At 49.5% G+C, this 24,943-nt stretch carries 23 protein-coding genes; 20 read left to right on the top strand and 3 right to left on the bottom strand.

Annotation, left to right across the window (positions count from 1 at the left end):
* Positions 1 to 130: 130 nt before the first annotated feature.
* Genes lon through FTX54_RS12415 form a run of 3 tightly spaced genes read left to right on the top strand, consistent with a single transcriptional unit; the run spans position 131 to position 3,783 of the window.
* Positions 131 to 2,446: an endopeptidase La gene (gene lon / locus FTX54_RS12425; RefSeq protein WP_147803473.1), complete on the top strand. Its 2,316-nt coding sequence runs from the start codon at positions 131 to 133 to the stop codon at positions 2,444 to 2,446.
* A gap of 2 nt (positions 2,447 to 2,448) precedes the next feature.
* A complete protein-coding gene (gene yihA, locus FTX54_RS12420; RefSeq protein ID WP_147803474.1) occupies positions 2,449 to 3,036 on the top strand; it encodes a ribosome biogenesis GTP-binding protein YihA/YsxC in 588 nt (195 codons plus the stop codon).
* Positions 3,037 to 3,051: 15 nt separating this feature from the next.
* Positions 3,052 to 3,783, top strand: a complete 732-nt coding sequence (locus FTX54_RS12415; RefSeq protein ID WP_147803475.1) for an amino acid ABC transporter ATP-binding protein — start codon at positions 3,052 to 3,054, stop codon at positions 3,781 to 3,783.
* Positions 3,784 to 4,905: 1,122 nt separating this feature from the next.
* On the opposite strand, the gene FTX54_RS12410 is transcribed toward FTX54_RS12415, so the two are convergent.
* Positions 4,906 to 5,394 carry a LiaI-LiaF-like domain-containing protein gene (locus tag FTX54_RS12410; protein WP_147803476.1) on the bottom strand — a complete coding sequence of 163 codons (489 nt, stop codon included), beginning with the start codon at positions 5,392 to 5,394 and terminating at the stop codon, positions 4,906 to 4,908.
* A 217-nt stretch (positions 5,395 to 5,611) separates the two neighbouring features.
* On the opposite strand from FTX54_RS12410, the gene hemA reads away from it, so the two are divergent.
* The 17 genes from hemA to FTX54_RS12325 all read left to right on the top strand — a co-directional run bounded on the left by hemA (position 5,612) and on the right by FTX54_RS12325 (position 23,173).
* Positions 5,612 to 7,006, top strand: a complete 1,395-nt coding sequence (gene hemA, locus FTX54_RS12405) for a glutamyl-tRNA reductase (protein ID WP_147803477.1) — start codon at positions 5,612 to 5,614, stop codon at positions 7,004 to 7,006.
* Complete coding sequence (locus tag FTX54_RS12400; protein WP_147803478.1) at positions 7,003 to 7,815, top strand: cytochrome C assembly family protein; 813 nt, start codon at positions 7,003 to 7,005, stop codon at positions 7,813 to 7,815. Before hemA ends, FTX54_RS12400 begins: the two co-directional genes overlap by 4 nt.
* 111 nt (positions 7,816 to 7,926) lie before the next feature.
* Positions 7,927 to 8,859, top strand: a complete 933-nt coding sequence (gene hemC / locus FTX54_RS12395) for a hydroxymethylbilane synthase (protein ID WP_147803479.1) — start codon at positions 7,927 to 7,929, stop codon at positions 8,857 to 8,859.
* A gap of 9 nt (positions 8,860 to 8,868) precedes the next feature.
* Positions 8,869 to 9,594: a uroporphyrinogen-III synthase gene (locus FTX54_RS12390; RefSeq protein WP_147803480.1), complete on the top strand. Its 726-nt coding sequence runs from the start codon at positions 8,869 to 8,871 to the stop codon at positions 9,592 to 9,594.
* Complete coding sequence (hemB, locus tag FTX54_RS12385; RefSeq protein WP_147803481.1) at positions 9,591 to 10,565, top strand: porphobilinogen synthase; 975 nt, start codon at positions 9,591 to 9,593, stop codon at positions 10,563 to 10,565. Before FTX54_RS12390 ends, hemB begins: the two co-directional genes overlap by 4 nt.
* 20 nt (positions 10,566 to 10,585) lie before the next feature.
* Positions 10,586 to 11,881: a glutamate-1-semialdehyde 2,1-aminomutase gene (gene hemL / locus FTX54_RS12380; RefSeq protein ID WP_147803482.1), complete on the top strand. Its 1,296-nt coding sequence runs from the start codon at positions 10,586 to 10,588 to the stop codon at positions 11,879 to 11,881.
* Positions 11,882 to 13,148: 1,267 nt separating this feature from the next.
* The gene (locus FTX54_RS12375) at positions 13,149 to 13,625 is read left to right on the top strand and encodes an NUDIX hydrolase (protein ID WP_147803483.1); all 477 of its coding nucleotides are present in this window, start codon (positions 13,149 to 13,151) and stop codon (positions 13,623 to 13,625) included.
* A 160-nt stretch (positions 13,626 to 13,785) separates the two neighbouring features.
* Positions 13,786 to 13,929: a hypothetical protein gene (locus FTX54_RS12370; RefSeq protein ID WP_187254510.1), complete on the top strand. Its 144-nt coding sequence runs from the start codon at positions 13,786 to 13,788 to the stop codon at positions 13,927 to 13,929.
* 48 nt (positions 13,930 to 13,977) lie between these two features.
* Positions 13,978 to 16,623: a valine--tRNA ligase gene (locus FTX54_RS12365; protein ID WP_147803485.1), complete on the top strand. Its 2,646-nt coding sequence runs from the start codon at positions 13,978 to 13,980 to the stop codon at positions 16,621 to 16,623.
* Between the two features lie 12 nt (positions 16,624 to 16,635).
* On the top strand, positions 16,636 to 17,499 hold the full coding sequence (locus FTX54_RS12360) for an aminotransferase class IV (RefSeq protein WP_147803486.1): 864 nt from the start codon (positions 16,636 to 16,638) through the stop codon (positions 17,497 to 17,499).
* 305 nt (positions 17,500 to 17,804) lie between these two features.
* Positions 17,805 to 18,950: a hypothetical protein gene (locus FTX54_RS12355; RefSeq protein ID WP_147803487.1), complete on the top strand. Its 1,146-nt coding sequence runs from the start codon at positions 17,805 to 17,807 to the stop codon at positions 18,948 to 18,950.
* Positions 18,951 to 19,266: 316 nt separating this feature from the next.
* Positions 19,267 to 19,698: a YkvA family protein gene (locus tag FTX54_RS12350; protein ID WP_147803488.1), complete on the top strand. Its 432-nt coding sequence runs from the start codon at positions 19,267 to 19,269 to the stop codon at positions 19,696 to 19,698.
* A 170-nt stretch (positions 19,699 to 19,868) separates the two neighbouring features.
* Positions 19,869 to 20,162, top strand: a complete 294-nt coding sequence (locus FTX54_RS12345; RefSeq protein ID WP_147803489.1) for a flagellar basal body rod protein — start codon at positions 19,869 to 19,871, stop codon at positions 20,160 to 20,162.
* On the top strand, positions 20,159 to 20,761 hold the full coding sequence (locus FTX54_RS12340; RefSeq protein WP_147803490.1) for a hypothetical protein: 603 nt from the start codon (positions 20,159 to 20,161) through the stop codon (positions 20,759 to 20,761). The genes FTX54_RS12345 and FTX54_RS12340 overlap by 4 nt, the downstream gene beginning before the upstream one ends.
* Before the next feature lie 41 nt (positions 20,762 to 20,802).
* Positions 20,803 to 21,525 carry a cell wall-active antibiotics response protein LiaF gene (gene liaF, locus FTX54_RS12335; RefSeq protein ID WP_147803491.1) on the top strand — a complete coding sequence of 241 codons (723 nt, stop codon included), beginning with the start codon at positions 20,803 to 20,805 and terminating at the stop codon, positions 21,523 to 21,525.
* Positions 21,522 to 22,547 carry a sensor histidine kinase gene (locus FTX54_RS12330; protein ID WP_147803492.1) on the top strand — a complete coding sequence of 342 codons (1,026 nt, stop codon included), beginning with the start codon at positions 21,522 to 21,524 and terminating at the stop codon, positions 22,545 to 22,547. The genes liaF and FTX54_RS12330 overlap by 4 nt, the downstream gene beginning before the upstream one ends.
* The gene (locus FTX54_RS12325; RefSeq protein WP_147803493.1) at positions 22,544 to 23,173 is read left to right on the top strand and encodes a response regulator transcription factor; all 630 of its coding nucleotides are present in this window, start codon (positions 22,544 to 22,546) and stop codon (positions 23,171 to 23,173) included. The genes FTX54_RS12330 and FTX54_RS12325 overlap by 4 nt, the downstream gene beginning before the upstream one ends.
* On the opposite strand, the gene FTX54_RS12320 is transcribed toward FTX54_RS12325, so the two are convergent.
* On the bottom strand, positions 23,165 to 23,992 hold the full coding sequence (locus tag FTX54_RS12320; protein WP_147803494.1) for an ATP-grasp domain-containing protein: 828 nt from the start codon (positions 23,990 to 23,992) through the stop codon (positions 23,165 to 23,167). The genes FTX54_RS12325 and FTX54_RS12320 overlap by 9 nt on opposite strands.
* Positions 23,989 to 24,885 carry an ATP-grasp domain-containing protein gene (locus FTX54_RS12315; protein WP_147803495.1) on the bottom strand — a complete coding sequence of 299 codons (897 nt, stop codon included), beginning with the start codon at positions 24,883 to 24,885 and terminating at the stop codon, positions 23,989 to 23,991. Before FTX54_RS12315 ends, FTX54_RS12320 begins: the two co-directional genes overlap by 4 nt.
* Positions 24,886 to 24,943: the final 58 nt, after the last annotated feature.

Below are 24,943 nucleotides of genomic sequence, written 5' to 3'. Positions count from 1 at the left end.
TCCGGCGGGACGCTTGGTGGAGCACGCCTTTTTTTATGAAAACACGTTTCCTGTCTGTACAGGCAGGAAATATTATACATAATCGCCGGTGTGAACGAATGACAACGGCTGCATGGAGGTGCATCGCACAATGAGTGAAAATACTAAAAAACTGCCGCTTCTTCCGCTGAGAGGGCTGCTTGTATACCCGACAATGGTTTTACACCTGGACGTCGGCCGCAAAAAATCAGTCAGCGGCCTTGAACAGGCTATGGTTGAAGATAATTTAATTTTTCTGCTTACACAAAAGGAAGTATCTACAGAAGAACCCGAAGCAGGCGATTTATATACGATTGGAACCGTGGCCAAAGTAAAGCAGATGCTGAAGCTTCCGAACGGAACGATCCGTGTTCTCGTAGAAGGCCTCGACCGCGGGCGCGTTAAAAATCTGGAAGATGGAGACAAGTTCACGTCGGTGGAGATAGAATCCATTCAAGAACGTCAGGAAGCGACTGTCGAGGAGCAGGCGCTGATGCGCAGCATACTCGAACAGTTCGAACAGTATACGCAAATTTCAAAGAAAATCTCCCAGGAAACGTTTGCCTCAGTGGCGGATATTATAGAGCCGGGCAGACTTGCGGACATCATTGCTTCCCATCTGCCGCTGAAAGTGGTTCAGAAACAGGAAATTCTCGAAACGCTCAGCCTCGACGAACGGCTGAAGCTGATGCTGCGCATTCTTTCCAACGAAAGGGAAGTACTCGGTCTCGAGAAAAAGATCGGCCAGCGGGTTAAAAAATCAATGGAACGCACGCAGAAGGAATACTACCTGCGGGAGCAGATGAAAGCGATTCAGAAAGAGCTGGGCGACCGGGAAGGCAAAGAAGGCGAAGCGGAAGAACTACGTGAGAAGATCTACGAAGCCGACATGCCGGAAGCAATTGAAGAAAAAGCAATGAAAGAACTGAAACGATACGAAAAAATGCCGCCGAACGCTGCGGAAAGCTCTGTGATCCGTAATTATATCGAGTGGCTTACGCAGGTGCCGTGGCAGGAGGAAACCGAAGATCTGCTTGATATCCACCGCTCGGAAGATATTTTAAATGAAGATCATTATGGTTTGGAAAAAGTGAAAGAGCGGGTGCTCGAGTATCTCGCTGTCCAGCAGCGGACGAAAAGACTGAAAGGGCCGATTCTCTGTCTTTCCGGGCCTCCAGGTGTAGGTAAGACGTCGCTAGCCCGTTCCATTGCCCGTTCGCTCGACCGTAATTTTGTCCGTATGTCCCTCGGAGGGGTCCGCGATGAAGCAGAAATCAGAGGCCACCGCCGCACGTATGTAGGTGCTATGCCCGGACGTATTATTCAGGGAATGAAAAAAGCAGGCACGGTTAACCCGGTTTTCCTGCTTGACGAAATTGATAAAATGGCCAATGACTTCCGGGGAGACCCGTCTTCGGCACTGCTGGAAGTTCTCGATCCGGAGCAGAACAACACGTTCAGTGATCATTTCATTGAAGAGCCGTACGATTTATCAAAAGTACTGTTTGTAACAACAGCCAATGATATCGCAGGTATTCCGCCGGCGCTTCGCGACCGGATGGAAATGATCCATATTCCCGGTTACACGGAAGTGGAAAAGCTGGAGATTGCTAAAGGATACCTGCTTCCGAAGCAGATCCGCGAGCACGGACTGACGAAAAACGAGATGCAGGTACGCGACGAAGCGCTTCTCAGCATTATCCGCTACTATACGAGGGAAGCAGGTGTCCGAAACCTGGAGCGGCAGCTGGCGACCATCTGCCGAAAAGCGACGAAAATGCTCGTTTCCGGAGAGAAAAAGCGCGTAGTGCTGACCGATAACAATTTGGAAACAATGCTCGGGAAGCGACAGTTCCGCTATGGAAAAGCCGAGCTTGAAAATCAGATCGGTGCAGCTACCGGACTTGCCTATACGGCGGCAGGAGGCGATACGCTTACGATTGAAGTAGCCTTGTCACCGGGTGAAGGCAAACTGACGCTTACAGGAAAACTCGGAGACGTTATGAAAGAATCGGCTCAGGCTGCTTTCAGCTATATCCGTTCCAAAGCGGAAGATCTGCAGATTGATGCTGATTTCAATCAAAAAAATGATATTCATATTCACGTTCCGGAAGGCGCTGTGCCAAAGGACGGTCCATCTGCAGGAATTACGATGGCGACTGCCCTTATTTCAGCATTAACGAATCAGCCTGTCCGTAAAGAAGTGGGCATGACCGGAGAAATTACACTCCGCGGACGAGTCCTTCCCATCGGCGGACTGAAAGAGAAAGCGATGAGCGCCCACCGCGCTGGACTCACGCATATTATTATGCCGCAGGAAAACGAAAAAGATCTGGAAGACATACCGGAGAGTGTACGAAAAGGATTAACTTTCATCCCGGTATCCCATCTGGACGAAGTATTAAAGCACGCGATTGTGAGGAACTAATAATGAAAATTTCAAGCGCAGAACTAACGATAAGCGCAGCAAAAGAAGAACAGTTTCCGAAGGGGCCGTTTCCGGAAATTGCTCTTTCCGGCCGGTCCAATGTCGGGAAGTCTTCGTTTATCAATACGCTTCTGGGACGCAAAGGGCTGGCGAGAATCTCCCAGCGGCCCGGAAAAACGCGCACCCTTAACTATTACTGGATTAACGACCGGTTTCACTTCGTTGACGTACCGGGATACGGCTATGCCAAAGTATCCAAAAGTGAACGGGAAGCCTGGGGGCGCGTCATGGAGACGTACTTTCAAAACCGGGAGCAGTTGAAGGCGGTCGTGCAGATTGTGGATCTGCGCCATAAACCTTCCAAAGAGGACGTCATGATGTTCGACTGGCTCAAGCATCATGAACGTCCGGTCATTGTTATCGCTACAAAAGCAGATAAAGTATCCAAAGGAAAATGGTCCCAGCACACTTCCTGGATCAAGCAGGAAATGCACTTTCAGGAGGAAGATCAGCTAATTATATTTTCATCCGAAACGGCCCAGGGGAAAGATAAAGCCTGGAACGCGATCAATAACGCCCTTTTCGGCTAGAAAGGACCAGGTACGATGGAGAAAATCCGCGTAGAAAATTTGTATAAGTCGTTTGACGGCACCCCGGTGCTTCACGGAGTCAACCTCACCGTGGAAGAGGGGGATGTCGTCTGTCTGATTGGATCGAGCGGGTCCGGAAAAAGCACGCTGCTCCGCTGTCTGAATTTTCTCGAGGAAAAAGACAGCGGGACGATTCAGTTTGGAGGAGAAACAATCGAACCGACGACGCACAGCATAAACCGGCTGCGTCAGCGTGTCGGCATGGTTTTTCAGCATTTTCACCTGTTTCCGCATAAAACCGTACTTGAAAACGTGACGGAAGCTCCTGTGTACGTGATGGGATTATCCAAAAAAGAAGCCGAAGCAGAAGCATTTCGTCTGCTGAAAAAAGTAGGCATGCAGGAGAAGTCAGACACGTATCCGGCCAGCCTTTCCGGCGGCCAGAAGCAGCGTGTAGCCATTGCCCGGGCACTTGCGATGAAGCCTGAAGTAATGCTCTTTGATGAACCGACTTCCGCGCTCGATCCGGAACTTGTCGGAGAAGTGCTGGAAACGATGAAACAGCTCGCAGCAGAAGGAATGACGATGATTATCGTCACGCACGAGATGAATTTTGCGAAGGAAGCTTCGGACTATACGATGCTGATCCACGAGGGCAGAATCGTCGAAAAGGGTGTATCCAAGGAGCTTTTTGACAATCCTCAGGAAGAGCCGACCAAAGCGTTTTTATCGAAAATTCTTACCTGATATTAAACAGGGCAGGATCTTCCTTTTTATTTTGAGGAGATGTTGCTTCAAATGCCCTGCCTTAGAGGACCCTGAAGCTTCTTCGGATATATGCCCTGTAAGAGCTTCCCACTTCTTTCTTCCACAGGTTTTTACTTTATTTTGTATATTGATTGAATTTCATAATAGAAGTTAATCCACTAACAACCGAATAAGGTAAATGACCTGCGCTGCTGACGGACGCTTTCCCAAGGGCATGTCTTCAGCTGAAATTTGCGGAAAAACCTTCACAAAATTGCATCTTCAGACGGCGTTTGATCCTTTGGGAGTCACCGTCTTTCGCTGCGCTCATGTTTAAATATGAACGTTAGTTTAGAGTATCGAATGTATATTCGTCTGGTTCTCTGAAAAAAAGCACTTATGAAATTGATTCAATTAGTAGAAAAATCTACTTTTTATAATGGGAATTCCGACCTCTTCATTCCAAATATATGAAAATAAAATCTTTATATGTTGAACTTAATAATTAGTCTCCGCTTCTGTAACCAGCCGCTTTCGTTTCCATGGGGACGCTTTCCGGGCGGGCCTCAGCTAATCCCTTCCTCCCTGCGGTCGGGCGGGGTGGGGCTCGTCCTGATTCGCCCTGGAGTCGCACCATGTGCCCTGCAGCGGCCTGTTCTCCATCTTTGTTCTTCCTGCAGGTATGGTCGTTAAAAATTATAACACCCTTCTTTCTTTCGATAGAGAAGACCGCTTTCGAGGTCATACATTCTGTCTTTATAAATATTAAGTTCAATTTATATATTTCATAAAAATTTCTCTTGGAGTTTTTAAACGTTTTTAATCTTCATGACAATAGATTTCTTAAAAAAAGCAGATGATTGATACAAAAGGCGGCGACTCCTGTGGGATCAGTGCCGTCTGAAAATCCACTCTGACGGAGCCTGGCGGAGGCAGAATTAGTTGAAGACCAGCCCCACGGAAAGCGTCCGTCTGGTGTGGAAATCATTCTCATAGTTTGAAATAAACATTTACTTTTTACCAACTTCACCCAAGAGCATACGCCTTTAACAAAGCCTTGAAAAAGGCTGAAAAAAGAGGCGTTTGGAAAGAGTACCGTGCTCTCTCCAAACGCCTTTTTCATTAACGGGATTTCCGGAAAAACAGATAATAGATACCGACAGCGACAAAAGCAAGCGGCCAGAACGAAGTGAAACTGCCTACAGTGTCCTGAAACAGAGGCAGCACCTGTGAAGCAAATACGCCGACTGCCGTAATCAGAAGCAGGATAATTCCGGTGGAAAGCCCGTCCTTTTTGCGGACATTATATTTCATCAAGAAAGCAAGACCGATGACGAGTGTGAAATAGGGCCATGTTAAACTCCATACTTCAAACGTAGTACTTCCATGAAAGAGGATACCAAGTCCGGTCAGTACCGATCCGGAAAACATGCTGCTGTCATCTTTATTTGAGAAACCCTGCCACATAAACACAAGTCCGAGACCAAACAGAATGGACGGCCAGCGAAAAAGCACTTCTGCAAATGGAATTGAAATATTGAACTGCTGCAGCAGAAAATAAATACCTAAAAAGAGTAAAATCATACCGGACACAGTGTGGTTCGTTTTCATAATAACGAGCTCCTTTCCATTCAGGGAAAATGTCGTAAGAAAGCGTCACAAATCATTCATAAAAAAGAAAACCGTAAAGTGTGACGTTTCCAGATTAAAAGTGTTATAATGTAGAAAGAATTTTAGAGAATTGATGCAGGAACATGTGACATTGTCAGGTGTTCCTGTATCGTGTAAAATAAATAATGGCTTTTATTCAGGGGGGTGTACCCACGGTATGCATGTATTAGTAACCAGTTTGAATTATAAATCAACTCCGGTTGAAATACGAGAGAAATTTACGTTTCAGGAAGATATGGAGCAGGCACTGTTGAAGCTGCGCCAGTCTAAAAGCATTCTTGAATGCGTCATTGTTTCTACCTGCAACCGGACCGAACTTTATGTGGTAGCGGACCAGCTTCATACCGGACGTTATTATACGAAACTTTTTTTACAGGAATGGTTTGAGATACCCAAGGAAGAATTCAGCCACTACCTGCAGGTACGGGAAGATGAGCACGCGATTGAGCATCTTTTCCGGGTTACGTGCGGTCTGGATTCCATGGTTCTCGGCGAAACGCAGATACTTGGTCAGGTCCGCCAGAGCTTCGACCTTGCGCGGGATAAACAAACAACAGGTACGATTTTTAATCATCTGTTTAAGCAGACGGTTACGCTTGCCAAGCGTGCTCATTCCGAAACGGCGATCGGTGAAAATGCCGTATCGGTCAGCTACGCAGCAGTGGAGCTCGGGAAAAAGATTTTCGGTGGATTTGCCGACAAAAAAGTACTTGTCATGGGTGCCGGGAAAATGAGCGAACTAACAGCGAAGCACCTGTCGTCCAACGGCGTTTCCGATATTACGGTTATGAACCGGACAAAAGAAAAAGCCGATGAACTTGCTGCTAAATTTTTAGGTGATTCAAAAAGCATCAGCAGCCTGAATGATTCTCTGGAAACAACGGATATTCTCATCAGTTCGACTGGTTCAAAAGATTACGTTCTGCATAAACAGGAAGTGATGGATCTAGTCAAAAAACGCAGAGGACGGCCGCTTTTCCTTGTGGATATTGCCGTGCCGCGTGACCTTGATCCGGATCTTGCGGAGATCGATAACGTCTATCTGTACGACATCGACGATCTTCAGGGAATCGTAAATGCCAATCTGGAAGAACGCAGACAGGAAGCAGAGAAGATTGAACTGATGATTGAAGAAGAGCTCGTCACCTTCAGTCACTGGCTTGATACCCTCGGCGTTGTGCCTGTTATCACTGCTCTCCGTTCCAAGGCTTCGACAGTGCAGGAACAGACGATGGAAAGCCTGGAACGAAAACTTTCAAGCTTGACCGACCGGGAGAAAAAAGTGATCCGCAAGCATATGAAAAGCATTGTGAACCAGATGCTGCGAGATCCGATTACGGCGCTTAAAGAAGTGCCGGAAGAGGAAGATCCAGAAGAACTTCTTACTTACATGACAAAAGTGTTCGGACTGGATGAATACATTCCGGAAGGGGAATCTCCTCTTACACACGATATAAGAATCAATAAAGCAGAACGGGAATGGAGTATTGAACGGCGCAGAACTCAGCTTGCATCCAGGCAGGAAGAGCTGGTACGGACGCTTCTCCGATGAATATGCTTTACGCTTTGATCCTGGTATTTTATTCGATCAGCGTTCTCGGCTACTTTATTGATTTCATGCAGAACAACCAGAAGGTCAATCGAGTGGCCTTCTGGTTGCTTTCTGTCGTCTGGATACTCCAGCTCTTTCTATTTATCCGGCGTTTTTTAACGCTGGACAGACTGCCATTGATGACAGCTTTTGAAGGGATGTTCGTCTACGCCTGGATACTCGTCACTGTTTCGCTCGTATTAAATCGCATGCTTAAAATGAACGTCTTTATGCTGCTTGTTAACGCAATCGGGTTTACGCTGCTTTCCATAAGCCTGATTTCGCCTGCCGGAGACGTTTCGCAGCAGCTTGCTGACGTTCTTATTACGGAGTTTTTAGTCGTGCACGTGAGCCTGCTGATGCTTTCCTACGGGGCATTTACCGTATCTTTCGCTTTTTCCCTGCTTTATGTTGTTCAGCATAAACTTTTAAAAAGGAAAATATGGGGCACCTGGCTGGAGAAATTCGGCAACCTTTCCAATTTGGAGCGGAGTGCCTATTACGGCGCTCTGATCGGTCTGCCTCTGCTGTTTACGGGGCTGATTCTCGGGGTGATCTGGGCATCTGTATCCGTAGGCGCCATTCCCTGGTTCGACATGAAAATTCTCAGTTCGTTTCTCGTACTGATCGTATACGGGGCGTTTCTCGTCCAGTACCGTGTCGCAGGCATGCGTGGATATAACCTTGCCTTATTTAATACGGCGGCTTTTCTGCTGCTTCTTATCAATTACTTTCTCTCCAGCGTTTTCTCCAGTTTTCATATCTGGTAAATGCACGCAGGTGAAAGGAAAATGTTACAATAGCCATGGCAGGGGACGTGCTGAAAAAGTTTCCTGCTTATAGGCAAAGCTTCAATTATTCAGAAGGAGGAACTTCATCATATGCGTAAAATTATCATCGGGTCCCGCCGCAGCAACCTGGCTATGACCCAGACAAGATGGGTTATCGAAAAGTTCAAGGAACTTGGCGTCCCATATGAATTCGAAATCAAAGAAATCGTCACGAAAGGCGATCAAATATTAGACGTAACCCTTTCCAAAGTCGGTGGCAAAGGGCTTTTTGTAAAGGAAATAGAAAAAGCGATGTACGACGGAGAAATTGATATGGCGGTACACAGTATGAAAGACCTGCCGTCGCATATGGCAGAAGGTCTTACTGTAGGAGCCGTACCGGAACGCGAAGATCCGCGGGATGCCTTTATTTCCAACAGCGGCGTAAAGCTGATGGACCTCCCTGAAGGCGCTGTTGTCGGAACGAGCAGCCTCCGCCGCGGTGCACAGGTGCTGATTCAGCGTCCGGACCTGAAAATTGAATGGATCCGGGGAAATATCGAAACCCGTCTCCGCAAGTGCCGCGAAGAAGGATACGACGCGATTATTCTTGCAGCGGCAGGCTTGAAGCGTGTCGGCTGGGATCCATCAATCGTTTCGGAATTTCTTCCTCCGGAAACGTGTATACCTGCAGTAGGGCAGGGGGCACTCGGCATTGAGTGCCGCGAAGATGACCAGGAACTGCTCGACTTATTGAAAAAAATTGATGATCCGCTGACGGCACGAACTGTTTCGGCGGAACGTTCCTTCCTGCACACCGTGGAAGGCGGCTGCCAGGTGCCGATCGGCGGCTATGCGACACTGATGGAAGACAACCAGGTCGCTTTAACTGCGCTCGTTGCTTCTCCGGATGGGAAGCAGGTATTTAAAGAATCCATTACCGGCCATGATCCGGTTGCGATCGGTAAACAGGCTGCTCAGAAAATGCTTGATGAAGGTGCCAAGGAAGTGCTGGACAAAGTGAAAGCGGAACTCGGCGAATAGAGGGATACGATGGAACAGCGACCGCTGACGCTTCTAAATACAAGAGCAGAACATCAGCTGGCTCCGCTCCGTACCGCCTTGGAAGCGGAAGGGTGGAACTGTATTGATCTGCCGCTTATCCGGCTGGCAGCGCTTCCGGCTGATATTCCTGAATTGAAGGAAACGGACTGGCTCGTTTTTACGAGCGTGAACAGCGTCCGTTTCTGGAAGGAGGCAGCTGCTGCAGGCCTGATGAAGGCGAAAATTGCCTGTGTAGGCTCCAAAACGGCAGCCTATGCCGAAAATCAAGGTTACAGCGTATCGTTGATACCGCAGGAATTTCGCGCCGAAGCTCTTGCAGACAAGCTGCTCGCAGAAACAGAACCGGGAGACAGGATCATTTATCCGCGCAGCAAAAAGTCCCGTCCCTTCCTGAAAGAGCAGCTTCTCGCAGAAGGCAGGACCGTGAAAGATGTGGTGCTGTACGATACGCTGCCTAATGATGCGGCTGGCATAAAACTTCCCGAGGCACTCCAGGACGTCGATATCGTTATCTTCATGAGTCCTACGGCTGTCGACGCTTTTTTTACTTTTGTGAAAGCTGAAGATGTACCGGAGAATGTTTCGTACGGCTGCATCGGCAGCGTCACCGCGGAGGCTCTCGGCAAAAAAACTTCCCGGGAGGTCCTGGTTCCGCAGACGTACACGATAGAAGCTTTGATCGATACCATTAAAAACAGGAAGGTGAAACGATGAATTATTCTTTTGACCGTCACCGCCGCCTTCGTAATTCAAAAGGAATGCGGGATTTAGTACGCGAAACGCACGTGCATACGAAAGATTTAATTTATCCTATTTTCGTCATGGACGGAAACGATATTAAAAATCCGGTCAATTCCATGCCCGGGGTGTACCAGTGGTCGCTTGACCGCGTCGATGCAGAAGCTGCAGAAGCGGTGGAGAAAGGTATTCAGGCGATTATTCTTTTCGGTGTTCCGGCCCATAAAGACGCTGTCGGCACAAGTGCCTACGATACAGAAGGCATTGTGCAGCGCGCCACCCGGCAGATTAAAGCAAATCATCCGGAACTGACGGTTATTGCCGATACGTGTCTCTGTCAGTTTACCGATCACGGGCACTGCGGCGTCGTTCAGGACGGGCAGATTCTTAACGATGAGTCGCTTGACCTGCTCGTCAAAACAGCCGTTTCCCAGGCGGAAGCGGGAGCGGACATTATCGCCCCTTCCAATATGATGGATGGTTTTACGACAGCGATCCGTCAGGGACTTGATGAAGCGGGCTTCAAGCACGTACCCGTTATGAGCTATTCGGTCAAGTACTCATCTGCTTTTTACGGGCCGTTTCGTGATGCGGCGCATTCCTCTCCGCAGTCCGGAGACCGCAAAACGTATCAAATGGATCCTGCGAACCGCCGCGAAGCTTTTCGCGAAGCACGCTCCGATGTGGAAGAAGGCGCCGATTTCCTTATCGTCAAGCCGGCCCTTTCCTACCTCGATATTATTCGTGACGTAAGAGAACGCGAAGAACTGCCGATTGTAGCCTATAACGTCAGCGGGGAATATTCGATGGTTAAAGCAGCTGCCCAGAACGGCTGGATCGATGAAGAGGCAGTCGTAATGGAGAAAATGGTAAGCATGAAGCGGGCCGGAGCTGACTTGATTCTCACGTACTTTGCGAAAGATGTTGCCGACTGGCTGAACAAATAATTCATTAACGAGGTGTTTATATGAACTGGAACCGATCTTCTGAAGCATTTGCACAAGCAAAACCGCTTATGCCGGGCGGTGTGAACAGTCCGGTGCGGGCATTTAATTCTGTTGGGCGCGACCCGGTTTATTTTGATAAAGGAGAAGGCTCCAGGCTATGGGATCTCGATGGCAATGAGTATATTGACTACATCCTTTCCTGGGGACCGCTCATTCACGGACATGCCGACAAGCAGGTCATTGATGCAATTAAAGAAACAGCGGAAAAAGGCACGAGCTTCGGCGCACCCCACGTAACGGAAACAAAGCTGGCCGAGCTGATCATTGACCGCGTTCCCTCTGTGGAAGTCGTGCGTATGACAAGCTCCGGCACAGAAGCAACGATGAGTGCACTCCGCCTTGCACGGGGCTACACAGGACGCAGCAAAATTCTGAAGTTTGAAGGTTGTTATCACGGTCACACGGACTCCCTTCTGATTAAAGCAGGTTCCGGTGTAGCAACACTCGGACTACCGGACAGTCCGGGAGTACCCGATTCCATTGCTTCCAACACGCTGACCGTTCCATACAACGATCTGGAAAGCCTGAAGCTTGCCTTTGAAAAATTCGGGGACGATATTGCCGGTGTCATTATTGAACCTGTTACCGGCAATATGGGCGTTGTCCGTCCTGATCCAGGTTATCTGGAAGGCATCCGCGAAGTGACAGAACAATACGGTTCCCTGCTTATTTTTGATGAAGTAATGACCGGCTTCCGCGTCGGTTATAACTGTGCTCAGGGAGAGCTCGGGGTAACTCCGGACCTTACCTGCCTCGGTAAAGTCATCGGCGGTGGACTGCCGGCAGGTGCTTTCGGAGGAAGACGCGACATTATGGAACGGATTGCTCCGGAAGGGAACATTTATCAGGCGGGCACGCTTTCCGGCAACCCGCTCGCAATGACAGCCGGCTATGAGACGATCAGCCAGCTGACGCCGGAGAGCTACGAGTACTTTGAGAAAATCGGCAGAAGATTGGAAAAAGGACTCGCTGCTGCGGCAGAAAAGCACGGCATTCCTCACTGGACGACGCGTGCCGGATCGATGGTCGGTTTCTTCTTTACAAATGAAGTGGTACGGGATTTTGAAACGGCAAAAACGTCGGATCTTGACATGTTCAGCCGCTATTTTAATCTGATGCTGGAAAACGGTGTATCCGTTCCTCCATCCCAGTTTGAAGGGCTGTTTCTATCCACGAAGCATACGGAAGCAGATATCGACAAAACACTCGAAGCTGCAGAGAAAGCTTTTTCCATCATGGCTTACGAAAGTAAATAAAGAAAAGAAAGCCGCCTTTCCGGGCGGCTTTTGGTTTGTAGACAAAGTCTTCTTCTTTGTACAATTACCGGTTATTCTGTATATACACCGGTTCTTTTCTTTCCTGCGCTCACCGGCGGAAGCTTTCCGCGGGGCTCGTCCTCAGCTCTTTACGGAGAAGCGCGGCTTCTCCATAAAGGATCTTCAGACTTTGCTTAAATCCCGCAGGAGTCACCGCCGTTCGCTTCAGAAAGAAGGGGACAGGTCAGAGGTTTCTTTAGGCGGCAGACTTTTAGGAAGTCTACTTAGAAAATAAAATATTGAAGGTTATTTACGTCTATAATGGTGAAACTATTCAGCAAAAGTGTTTCTGATAACGTTCGCTGTGGTTATTATAGATAACTTCGCTTCAGCTCTGTTGTGGGGGAGTTCTTAACTACCTCGGACTTGCTTCCTGTGGGATCTTCCGACCTCCTTCTCAACGGGCCGGCTTCCGCTTCGTTTTTGTGAATGATATAAAGAGAAGGTCTGTCTTTCATTAATAGACTTTCCATTCAGTAAAGCCAGCTCCCGGGCAGAGACGCTCTTTAATAACAATACTGAAAACTAATACAGTTATAGATGTTGAACTTAATAATTAGGTTCCGTTTCTGTAACCAGCCGATTTCGTTTCCAAGGGGCGCAGGACCGGCCTCAGCTAACCCCTTCCTCCCTATGGTCTGGCGGAATGGATCTTCGACTCGACCTAATTTCGCCCCGGAGCCGCCCCATGGGCTCTGCATCGGCCTGTCCTTCTTTTCAGTTCTTCCGCCAAAAACGCTCTGCCGTTCAAAAAGATAACACCATTCTTTCTTTCGATAGGGAAGACCGCTTTCGTCGTCATACCTTCTATCTATATAAATATTAAGTTCAATTTATATAATAAGAAAAGCTGTCAGCTTTAGAGCTGCTGCGGAAGCCGAAGATGGCGACTCCGGGAGGATTTGAGGACGAACCGAAGATCCATTTCTTCCGATCATTGAAAGGAAGAAATTAGCTGAGGTCGTTCCCTCCGGAAAGCGTCCATCGTCAGGCGGAAGCGGCAGCCCCCTACTGCTGTGCAGATAGCTGAAATTTTTAAGTATAAAGAAGCCTTTATGTACGGTTTTTGTTTTAGTAACAAGGGCAGCATTTTCTGTTTGTATTCTTAATATACGGTGTTAAATGGAACTTTTTCAGCAGGTGCGGTCTGGAAAATGGTCGCTAATTACAGAGGAATCCGCTACACTAGCCTGAGGAGGTGGATGTAATGAGTTATTTTAAAGAACTGCGGGACCAGGTCGGCAGTAAAACGCTGCTTCTGCCGGGAGCTTCGGTCATTGTACATACAGAAGCGGATGATATTCTGCTTCAAAAACGCGACGACGGCCATTGGGGACTTCCCGGCGGTCTGATGGAAGTCGGAGAAAGTTTCCGGGAAACCGCCCGGCGGGAAGTGGAAGAAGAAACCGGACTTAAGCTTCCGGACGAAGAACTGCACGTGTTCGGCGTCTTTTCCGGAGAAGATTACTATGTGGAGGCTCCGAATGGAGATCCTTATTATGCCGTAACGACGCTTTATACGTGTATGAACCCGGGCGGAGATCTTTCCGAAAGCGACGAGGAAACACTCGAGCTGCGCTGGTTTCCGCTCACGGCCCTGCCACAGGAACTGCGCCCGTCCCATAAGCATTTCCTTTCGCTTTATAAGCAAAAAGGGGTCCAGGCGGGGCTCATCGATTCATAGTATTGATTCTTGACAGCCGCCGTTGTAAAATGTGAATAGAAGACATGCAGAGATGGAGAAGAGTACCGTCGAAAATTTCTCAGAGAGGACGGCCGGCATAAACTGCCGCTGGGAGGCCGTCTGTGATGGAAAACGGGAAAGTCGCTCCGGAGCAGCCGCTGTGAAGCAGAGTAGCCGCGGACGGTTCAGCCACGTTACGGCCGGGAGTGTACTGGACATCGTGCCGGAAGCGTTTAAAGCCGGAGGAGAATGGACAGTAAACAAAGGTGGTACCGCGAGGATTACAGCCCTCTTCGTCCTTTGAGGCAGGGGGGCTTTTTGTGTGTAAAAAATCAATGGGAGGAAGATACGCATGGCAGAACAGCAGCAGGATTTATCGATGCCGCCGAAGTACGATCCGCAGGCAACGGAAGCCAAATGGTATTCGTACTGGGTGGAAGGCAGATTTTTTGAAGCAGCGGGGGATAAGGAGAAAGAGCCGTATACGGTCGTCATTCCACCGCCGAACGTCACAGGAAAGCTTCATCTCGGACACGCCTGGGATACGACGCTTCAGGACATTCTTATCCGCACGAAGCGGATGCAGGGCTACGACGCGCTCTGGCTTCCGGGAATGGATCATGCCGGTATCGCTACGCAGGCGAAAGTGGAAGGGAAGCTGAAGGAAGAAGGCGTCTCCCGCTATGACCTCGGCCGCGAAAAGTTTCTTGAAAAAAGCTGGGACTGGAAAGAGGAGTACGCTTCGTTTATCCGCGAGCAGTGGGCGAAAATGGGACTTTCTCTCGACTACTCGCGTGAGCGGTTCACTCTCGACAGCGGCCTTTCCGAAGCAGTTAACGAAGTATTCGTCCGCCTTTATGAAGAGGGACTGATTTACCGCGGGGAATACATTATCAATTGGGATCCGTCAACGAAAACGGCGCTTTCCGATATTGAAGTTATTTATCAGGACGTCAAAGGCGCTTTTTACCATATGCGCTATCCGCTCGCGGACGGATCCGGGCACATTGAAGTGGCTACGACGCGTCCGGAAACGATGCTTGGAGATACGGCAGTCGCCGTTCACCCTAAAGACGAGCGCTATCAGCACCTGATCGGCCAGACAGTCACGCTTCCGATTATCGGCCGGGAAATTCCGATTGTGGCCGACGACTACGTGGATATGGAATTTGGTTCCGGCGCGGTGAAAATTACTCCGGCCCACGATCCGAATGACTTTGAAATCGGCAACCGCCACAACCTTGAACGTGTCCTCGTCATGGATGAAGGCGGGACGATGAACGAAAACGCCGCCAAATACGAAGGCCAGGACCGGTTTGAATGCCGGAAGCAGATTGTTAAAGATCTTCAGGAGCAGGACATTCTCTTCGATATCGAAGACCACGAGCACAGCGTCGGCCATTCCGAGCGGAGCGGTGCCGTCGTAGAGCCGTACCTTTCCACGCAGTGGTTCGTTAAGATGGGCCCTCTCGCGGAACAGGCGATTGAACTGCAGAAGAAGGAAGAAAAAGTGAACTTTGTCCCGGACCGTTTTGAAAAAACGTACCTGCACTGGATCGAAAATATCCGCGACTGGTGTATTTCCCGCCAGCTCTGGTGGGGACACCGCATACCGGCGTGGCACCATAAAGAAACGGGCGAGACCTACGTCGGAAGAAATGCCCCGGCGGACAGCGAGAACTGGGAACAGGATGAAGACGTTCTTGACACGTGGTTTTCTTCGGCATTATGGCCGTTTTCAACGATGGGCTGGCCGGATGAGAATGCCGAAGACTTCAAGCGCTATTATCCGACAGATGCCCTGGTCACAGGGTACGACATCATTTACTTCTGGGTAGCGCGCATGATTTTCCAGGGCCAGCACTTTACGGAAGAGCGTCCGTTTAAAGACGTGCTTATCCACGGGCTTGTGCGCGATTCCGAAGGACGGAAAATGAGCAAGTCGCTCGGTAACGGAGTGGACCCGATGGATGTCATCGACCGCTACGGCGCAGATGCGCTTCGTTTCTTCCTTAGCACCGGCAGTTCTCCGGGTCAGGACCTTCGTTTCTACTGGGAAAAAGTTGAAGCGAACTGGAATTTCGGCAATAAAATCTGGAACGCTTCCCGCTTTGCACTGATGAATATGGACGGCCTGAAATATGAGGAGATCGACCTCAGCGGACCGAAATCAATTGCGGACGAATGGATTTTGACCCGACTGAATGAAACGATTACCCACGTAACGAAGTATATTGATCTTTACGAGTTCGGGGAAGTAGGACGTGCCCTGTACAACTTTATCTGGGACGACTTCTGCGACTGGTATATTGAAATGGCGAAGCTTCCGTTAAACAGCGAAGATGAAGATGCCAAGCATACGACGCGCTCGGTGCTCGCATATGTACTCGATCAGACGATGCGTCTGCTGCATCCATTTATGCCGTTTATTACAGAAGAAGTGTGGCAGCACCTTCCGCACGAAGGTGATTCGATCACGACGGCTTCGTGGCCGGCAGAGAATCCGTATTCTAACGCCGAGGCTGTAAAGGACATGCAGCTGCTGCAGGAAATCATCCGCTCGGTACGAAACACCCGCTCCGAGCTGAACGTACCGATGTCGAAAGAAATAACGCTGTACGTGAAAGCCAACACTGAAAACGTCCTCGGACGTCTTGAGCGCGGCAAAGCGTACATCGAGAAATTCTGTAACCCGTCTGAGCTGACGGTCGGTACCGACTTTAACGCTCCGGAAAAATCAATGAGCTCTGTACTATCCGGTGTGGAACTTTACATGCCGCTTGCCGGTCTGCTCGACCTTGATGCTGAAGTGAAGCGCCTGCAGACCGAAGTGAAGCGCCTGGACGGAGAAGTGACGCGTGTACAGAAAAAGCTTTCCAATGAAGGGTTTGTCGCTAAAGCACCTCAGAAAGTCGTCGACGAGGAACGTGCTAAAGAGCAGGATTACAGCGAGCAGCGGGACAAAGTTCTCGCACGCCTCGAAGAACTGAAGAATTAAGGAGGCATCATCATGCCTGAGATTGCATTTTATCAGGACCGGTTCATTGAAGTCGACGAACCGGTTATCCCAATTCAGGAACGAGGCCATCAGTTCGGCGATGGCATTTACGAAGTGATCCGTGTCTACAATGGGGTTCCTTTCACTATGAGAGAGCATATGGAGCGCATGGAGGAAAGTGCGGGGCTCATCCGCATGGAGCTTCCCTATCCGGCGCAGGAAATTGAAAGGCTCGCGCTTGAAGCCCTGCGGCGTTCCGATATTCTGGAAGCGGAAATATATATTCAGATAACCCGCGGCATCCATATTCGCCAGCATCATTTCCCCGAACCTGCGGCTTCTGCGCTGTCGATTATTATTAAAGACGCGCGTATTGTACCAGAGGATAAACGGATGAGCGGCGTGGATGTGATTACACGCGATGATGTTCGCTGGAAACTGTGCTACGTCAAATCACTCAACCTGCTTCCAAACGTTATGGCCAAGCAGGAGGCGGTGGAAGCGGGGGCTCAGGAAGCGCTGTTTGTAGACAACAATGTCGTCAAAGAAGGCTCCAGCAGCAACGTGTTTATTGTGAAAGACGGCATTGTCAAAACGCATCCGGCAACGAAAGGCATTCTTCACGGGATCACGCGGCGCGTCGTGATTGATACGGCACGGGAAGCAGGTATTCCGCTCGAAGAAACACGCTTTACGACAGAAGAACTGCATGAAGCGGATGAAGCTTTTCTTACCTCCACTACGATGGAGCTGCTTTCGATCAGGCAGGTGGACCACCATCTGCTTTCGGAAAGCCGTTTGGTTACAGACCGCCTGTTTGCAGCTTTTCAGGAAAAGAAAGAGAAAGAAAGAAGCAACTGGCACAAAACCCGATGAATAAGGGAAGAGGCTGTCTCAGAAGGTACATGAAGACAGCCTGGAAAGCACGCGGGTAGAAGGACAAAGTGTTAAAAAGCCTGTTAGACGGGGATTTGTCTAACAGGCTTTTTTCGGGTTAAATCTCGATAAAGAACAATATAAAAAATAATTTAAAAAACAGCAAAAATTTCATCCCTTTCATGGAGCCAGATATTGTATAATCGAAGTAATTAAGTTCTTTACTACGAACTTTGGAAAAATGAGCAGTTTTTTCAGCCGTGCAGCCAGTTCAAGTGTTCATTATGAATGGAGGCGGATGTAGTATGTACGAAATTGCTGAACGATTCCCACATCACATCATTTATGAAAAGACGGCCCCATTTGTCTCGCTTTACCAGCCTACTCATAAGGCGGGCCCCGAAAAGCAGCAGAATGCCCTTGTTTTCCGCAAACTTCTTAAAGAAGCAGAGCAGGCGCTGGAGGATAAGTTTCCGGACGTAAACACAGAGAAGCTGCTTGAGCCTGTGTACGAGCTCGAACAGGACCGTCCTTTCTGGCGGACGGTCGACGAAGGACTTGCGCTGTTTGCTACAGAAAAAAGCTGCGTTATTTATAAACTGTCCCGGCCGGTTAAAGAAACTGCTGTTGCCGGAGATCGTCCGCACATCAGTCCCCTGATCCGCGTGTTTCAGTCGGCGGATTACTATCAGCTGCTCGGACTCAACATGCACACGTTCAGCCTTTTCGAAGGAAACCGCTACGGGTTCAAGGAAGTAGCCCTCCCGGCAGACGTAGCACGAACAAAAAAGGATGTTATTGGAGATCAGCCGACGGAATCCCACATTGATAAAGGTTCTTTCGGGGGCAGTGGAGGAAGCGGAGGCTCTTATTTTGGGCAGGGCGGAAAGAAAGACGAGATCGATAAAGATACGGAGAAGTTTTTCCGCTTTGTCGACCGCTACGTTACCGAGAATCATTCGAAAAAAACGCAGCTGCCGCTCATACTGGCAGCGGTGAAAGAGCACCACGGCCATTTCCGGAAAATCAGCAGCAACCCCTACCTGATGGATGAAGGGGTAAAAAGTGCTTATGATTCCATGGATGCTCATGAAATGACGAAGCGGGTCTGGGAGATCATTGAGCCGCTATATCTGGAAAAAACGAAGAAACTGGTGGAAACGTTCGAAAATGCGAGAGCAAACGGAAGCGGTTCTCCGCATCTGGAAGAGATTGCTGCTGCAGCTGTGGAAAACAGGCTTGCCCACATTTTAATTGAAGATGACCGAGTCGTTCCGGGAAACGTAGACACGTCAACAGGAGAAGTAATAGGAGGCAGCGAAGAAAATCACGGTGGAAGTGATATTCTCGGAGACTTAACGGAACTGGCTTTCAAAAAAAGCGTGCCGCTTGTCGTGCTTCCAAAAGAGCGTATGCCGGTTGATACCGGTGCGGCGGCCGTGTTCCGCTGATTCGGGAAACCGATTTTCGTACAGCGTGCGTCTGGAGCACAGTTTAAGCATCCATATGCTGGAAGACCTTCATGACGCCCCGCTGTCACGAAGGTCTTTTGCTGTACTCAATTCAGGGGTGCCGGGAAAGCATCTTTATGGAAATAACTCTTTTCTTTTCAAACTGAAGTTACGCTTTTCTATCATTTCTGTAAAATCCTAATATCTGGTATAATTCTAATATAAACAATCCTGATTGAAATTTGATTAAAAAAGCCGGTGTGCTCTAAAAGTGCGGAGTATTTCCGGTATAAAGAAACTATTAAAGGAGGCCCTCATGAAAAAAGACGAGTACGAGAAAAAAGTGGAAAATATGAATCATCCGGCATTAATTGAAAAATCTACCGATGAGTACAGTGAAAATAAATTCTGGACCAAACTGAAAGCGGCAGGAAAGAAAATGGGCGGAAAACTTGTTTATTACAGCCTGGTTTTATTTTACGCCATGCAGGACGACGGGGTACCGAGAAAAGCGAAGCTGACGATCGCCGGGGCACTTGGTTATTTAATTCTGCCGGTCGATATTATACCGGATTTCATACCGGTCGTCGGTTTTATGGATGATCTGGCACTCATTATTTATGCGCTGCGCCAGGTATTCACCCACGTGAGCGAAGAAACGAAAAAGAAAGCATATGAGCAGACTTCCCACTTGTTTGGAGAAGAACCCGAAGAAGTGAAAGACGAGTTCATGCCGAATCAGGATTAAAAGCAGCCAATGACAGCTGCCTTCAGAAAATACTGAAGGCAGCTTTTTTGTGCCGGAAAGTTCAGGCCGGTTACGCCTCCGGTCCTAGAAGAAAATACGGCGCCGGCTCGTTACGCAAAACGAGGATCGGACGTAATATAAAGGTATAGAAAAACGAAGGAGGAAAGAACATGAAATTTTTATTGTTTCTCGGGATTATAGTGGCGGTCATTCTCGTATTAAGCAACCTCGGTCCGATGATCCTGTTCGCTGTGGGAGCCTGGCTGCTGTATGTTTCCTACAAACAGTTTGTAAAAGCAGAATCCACGGCGGCAAAAGTGATATGGGCGGTTATAGGAGTCATTGTACTTAGTTTGACGCTGGCAAATGTCACGGCAATTATCGGAGTGCTGGCACTGTACTTCCTCTATGTTCTATACCGAAGCTACAAGAGTGAAAACCCGAAAGGAGCGAAACTGACATGAATAACGTCTGGGAAAGAATGAAGGAAATCATGAAACAGGACTGGGAAAAACTTGCGGGAGATCGTTCGCTGCAAAAAGCAGCTGCCGATAACTTCAGCGCCAAACACACAAAAACGGAAAAGCTGGAAAAGAAACTGCAGGCACAAAAACAGCTGCTCGCTGCATACGAAAAAGAGCGGGATGAAGTGGATGTCACGATTGCCGCGAAGCGACGTCAGCTGCACCTGGCAAGGGAAGAGAACGAGGACGTACTTGCTGCCTATGCAGAAAAAGAAATCGCAGCCTACGAACTCCGCAGAGACAGGCTCGCCTCTGTCATAAATGAGGCAGAGGAGCAGCAGCGGGAGCTTGAAGAAGCATTTCAGGAATTGAAGCATCAGCTCCGTGATATGGAGCTGGACCAGCTGGAAGCCAGACGAAAAGAAGACGCGGCCCAGCTGCGCAGGGAAATGAGCGTAATGAAGGCGAAGCCGTCTGAAGAAAAAGCGGTTCCGGAAGAAGCAGATGAAAGTAAGATGAATGACATGGAGCGTCAGCTGATGCTGCTTGAAAAGAGGCATACCCCGAAAGATAATCCAGCTGACTTTCTGAATAAATGATAAACTGGAAATAAATAAACAGACGGAAGGGGAGGGCGCCAGTGCTGAGAAGTATACCAACAAAACGACTCAATACAGTATTTGTACTTGCTCTCCTCTTTCTCGTCATCGAACTGCTCACCCACGGCGCCGGTATGATTACCGGCGTCGCCATTCTCGTGTTCCTCGCCTACATCGGCTGGAAGCAGTATGAAACGTCGTTTGGAAAACTGCTCTGCTGGATAGGCATTATCGGGCTGATCATCCAGCTGCTGAGTTTGTTTGCTGTCCAATTCTTCATTATCGCTGTGCTCGTGCTATTAGTATTGGAATACAGACGCGGGAAAAATACGCCTGAAAGCATGGAGCCGCAGACGGCAGCCGCCCCCAGGCCCGCAGCGTTACTTCAGACAGAGCCGCTCTTCCAGCAGCGTTTTGCAGGGACCCAGGCGACGGCAGAAGAACCGTACCAGTGGCGCGACATTAATATTCAAACGGGTGTCGGCAGTAAAACGATTGATTTAAGCAACACGGTGATCCGTGACACAGCAGTCGTATCGATCCGCCATCTGCTCGGTCCGGTGACGATTCTCGTACCTTACGATCTTGAAGTCCAGGTTTCGCACAGCGCGTTTTACGGGAAGCTGAACCTGTTTGAGGAGACAGAAGAGAAGCTGCTGAATGAATCGGTCTCTTTTCAGACCGAAGGCTACGACGAGGCAAAAAGCAGGGTGAAAATCGTTACTTCGCTTCTTTCCGGGGATCTGGAGGTGAAGCGGGTATGACGATTGCGGCAAGACTCGTTTTCACGATCAGCGTTCTGACTCTCCTCGTATGTCTCGTCATTGGTACGGTGACCGTGATGCTTTTTCCACCCGAGTCTATAGGAATTCTTTGGAGCACCGCTGTTTTCGGCATTCCCTATCTACTTTTTGCAGGCGGGACAGCCGTTCTTTTTGTGCTGTTTTCAGGGCTCGCTGTGCACGCCCACTGGAAAGAATACAACAAACAGCTGCAGACCCGGCTCGACAAAGCCCTTCTCGGTACAGAGGGATCGGAAACGGCCGTCCATAAGCAGGAAGTGTTTCGGAAAATCGCTGAACTGCAGGAAAAGCTGGCCCGGCAGACGCAGCGTACGCGGCAGGCCGCTGCCGAAAAAGCGGCCGACAGAGAAAAAAGCCTGCAGGAAGTAATTGTTCAGGAAAGAACGAGGCTTGCCCGGGAACTGCATGATTCGGTCAGCCAGCAGCTGTTTGCAGCTTCCATGCTGGCAGCGGCCATTAATGAGTCCGAAGAATATTCCGGAGCAGTTAAGGATCAGTTTCAGCTTGTGGAACGAATGATAAATCAGTCGCAGCTGGAAATGCGGGCGCTTCTCCTGCATCTGCGTCCGGCTGCGCTGAAAGATAAATCACTCAAAGCAGGAATGGAAGAGCTGCTCGGCGAATTAAAGCAGAAAGTACCGGTAAATGTCGAAAGCAGGCTGGAAGAAGTCGCATTGGATAAAGGCGTGGAAGACCATCTTTTCCGGATTCTTCAGGAAGCAGTTTCGAACAGCCTGCGTCATGCCAGTGCCGGAGAAGTGAGTGTGACGCTGATGGAGAGGGACGGGAAAGTCATTATGCAGGTCGTGGACGACGGGAAAGGATTCCGCGTGCAGGAGGAGGCGCACGGTTCCTATGGAATGTCGACGATGAAGGAACGCGCCGAAGAAGTAGGAGGCAGGCTGAAAGTAGTCAGCATACCGGGAGAAGGCACGCGTATTGAAGTACAGATCCCGATTTGGAAGGAGGGGGAAAAACAATGATCCGGGTAGTATTTGCGGATGATCATGAAATGGTGCGGATCGGAGTGTCTGCGTATTTAAAAGCGCAGGCGGATATTGACGTCGTCGCCGAAGCGGCCGATGGGGAAGAGGCGGTACAGCTTGTCCGCGAACATAAGCCGGATGTGATTCTGATGGATCTTGTTATGGAGCCGGTGGACGGTATCGAAGCGACGCGGCGGATTATGGAAGAAACGCCGGAAGCGAAAGTGCTCATAATGACCAGCTTTCTGGACGATGAAAAAGTGTATCCGGCACTTGAAGCAGGAGCTTTCAGCTATATGCTGAAAACGTCGCGCGCAGCTGATATTGCGAAGGCGATCCGTGATACATATGCGGGGCAGTCCGTTCTTGAACCGGCTGTAGCGACGAAAGTTATGAGCCGGATGCGCAAGCCGAAGGAAGCACCGGTGCACGAGTCGCTGACGAACCGTGAACGGGAGGTACTGCGCCTCATGGCTGAGGGGAAATCGAATCAGGAAATTGCGGATGAGCTGTTTATTGCTGTCAAAACGGTGAAAGTTCACGTTAGCAGCATTCTGATGAAGCTCGAGGTGCACGATCGCACGCAGGCCGTGATCTACGCGCTGAAGCAGAAGCTATACTAGCTCGCTGAAAACGTGCTCCATAAATACATCCGCGATATCGACCGAGCTGTTCATGTACAGGCTGCGGCATCCGACCGCATCTTCCATTTCGTTAAAGAGGAGACCGTCCTCTTCGTCGAGCAGAAAATCAAGGCCTGCAAAATCAAGTTTCAAGGAAGCGGTAATCGTATGCACAACAGCTTTATCAGCGTCAGAAAGCTCGTAAAATACGGCGTTCGCTCCTCCTGAAATGTTCGCTTTAAAATCGGTTTGTGATTCCCGCAGGATACTTCCGGCAATTTTTCCACCGACGACGTAGACCCGTACGTCCCGTCCTCGCTGACCACCGACCGGCTGCATAAGCAGTTCGTCTTTCAGCGTCCGGTTCAGCTGCTGCGGCCGGGCAATCCATTCCACCCCGGTGCCGCCGCGGCCGAAAGGGTCTTTCAGAATAAACGGATAGGAAGGACTCATATAGTGCAGAGATTTTCGGTGAGCAGCTGTACTTGGAAGCATTGGAATACCGAGACAGTTCATATATGCGTGGCTCAGCCGTTTATCATTGGCGATACGGCTGACTTTCGAACAATTGAACACACGGATGCCTCTCATTTCAGCTGCTTCATTGAGCCACGGAGTGCAGGTGCGCACGACGAGAAAATCCGGCTTCGGCCTTCCGGGAAACATCGCTTCTCTGCCGGAAAGCGTGACCGCAAGCGATTCATACGTAACAACTTCGAGGATCATTCCTCTCCGCGAGGCAGCCTCCTGCATCCACGAAATAAATGTTTCATTCCGCTTTTTATCCTCTTCTTTATAAATGACCCATCCTGTTATCATAAACGACTTCCTTTCTGCATCATGTGCTCGATCATATCGTCTTCCACGTGTATGCCGGTGCACTCAATAATACTGCGAACGTGTGGATTGGAATTCACTTCGCAGACGATCGGCTCTCCGTCATTCAAAAATAAATCCACCCCCGCAAAGTCCGCCCCGACGGCGCGTGCCGCCTGAAGTGCCGTGTTTAATTGAGCGGCTGACGCTCTGTAAGGTTCCGCGGCGCCTCCGGCCGTGACGTTTGCCCGGAAATCAGCGGCTGACGTCCGCTTCATCGCAGCGACTGCTTTGCCGCCAATCACATTGATACGCACATCTTTACCGATACTGTCGGTAATCACTTCCTGATAGAGATGCGGTGTGCCCTGCAGCCCCGCAGCGGTTTCGAAGAGCTTCTCCCGTGATTCAATCCAGTATACCTGCTCTCCGAAGGAACCGAAAGCTTCTTTAATAATCAGTGGAAAGCCCAGCAGCGCCTGGACACGTTCCACGTAATGAAGGTCTTCCCGTCCGACGCCGCTGTAGGCCATCGGCGCCATGTATGTTTTCGGCTGACGAATGCCTTTTGCCGCAAATGCCCGGTGCATACTCCGCTTGTCATCGCAGAGCGCGATCGTTTTAGAACAGTTAAACAGGCGCATGCCCGCTGCTTCAAGGGCCTCAGCAAGAAAAATATCTTTATCCGCAAAATGAATAAAGTCCGGTTCCGGAAGCCGGCTTTCCGTGTCGACCGCTCCCGTTTCAGACAGCTGGACGAGCAGTTCGTCGTTTGCGACAGGATGCATGTCCAGGCCTCTTCGAGAAGCCGCTTCGGTGATCAGCCGCTCGTAGTCTTTAAATTTTTCGGTATAGAGCCCGCCATTGTATACGAGCCAGGAAACGTTTGTAGGCATGAGGAAACTCCCTTATGTATAATGTACAGATAACCTGATTTTTTCATTAATGGGCAGG

Source organism: Alkalicoccus halolimnae (assembly GCF_008014775.2).
Lineage (GTDB): Bacteria > Bacillota > Bacilli > Bacillales > Salisediminibacteriaceae > Alkalicoccus > Alkalicoccus halolimnae.
The sequence above is the reverse complement of the archived record's forward strand: the minus strand, read 5'-3'. Positions and strand labels throughout refer to the sequence as shown.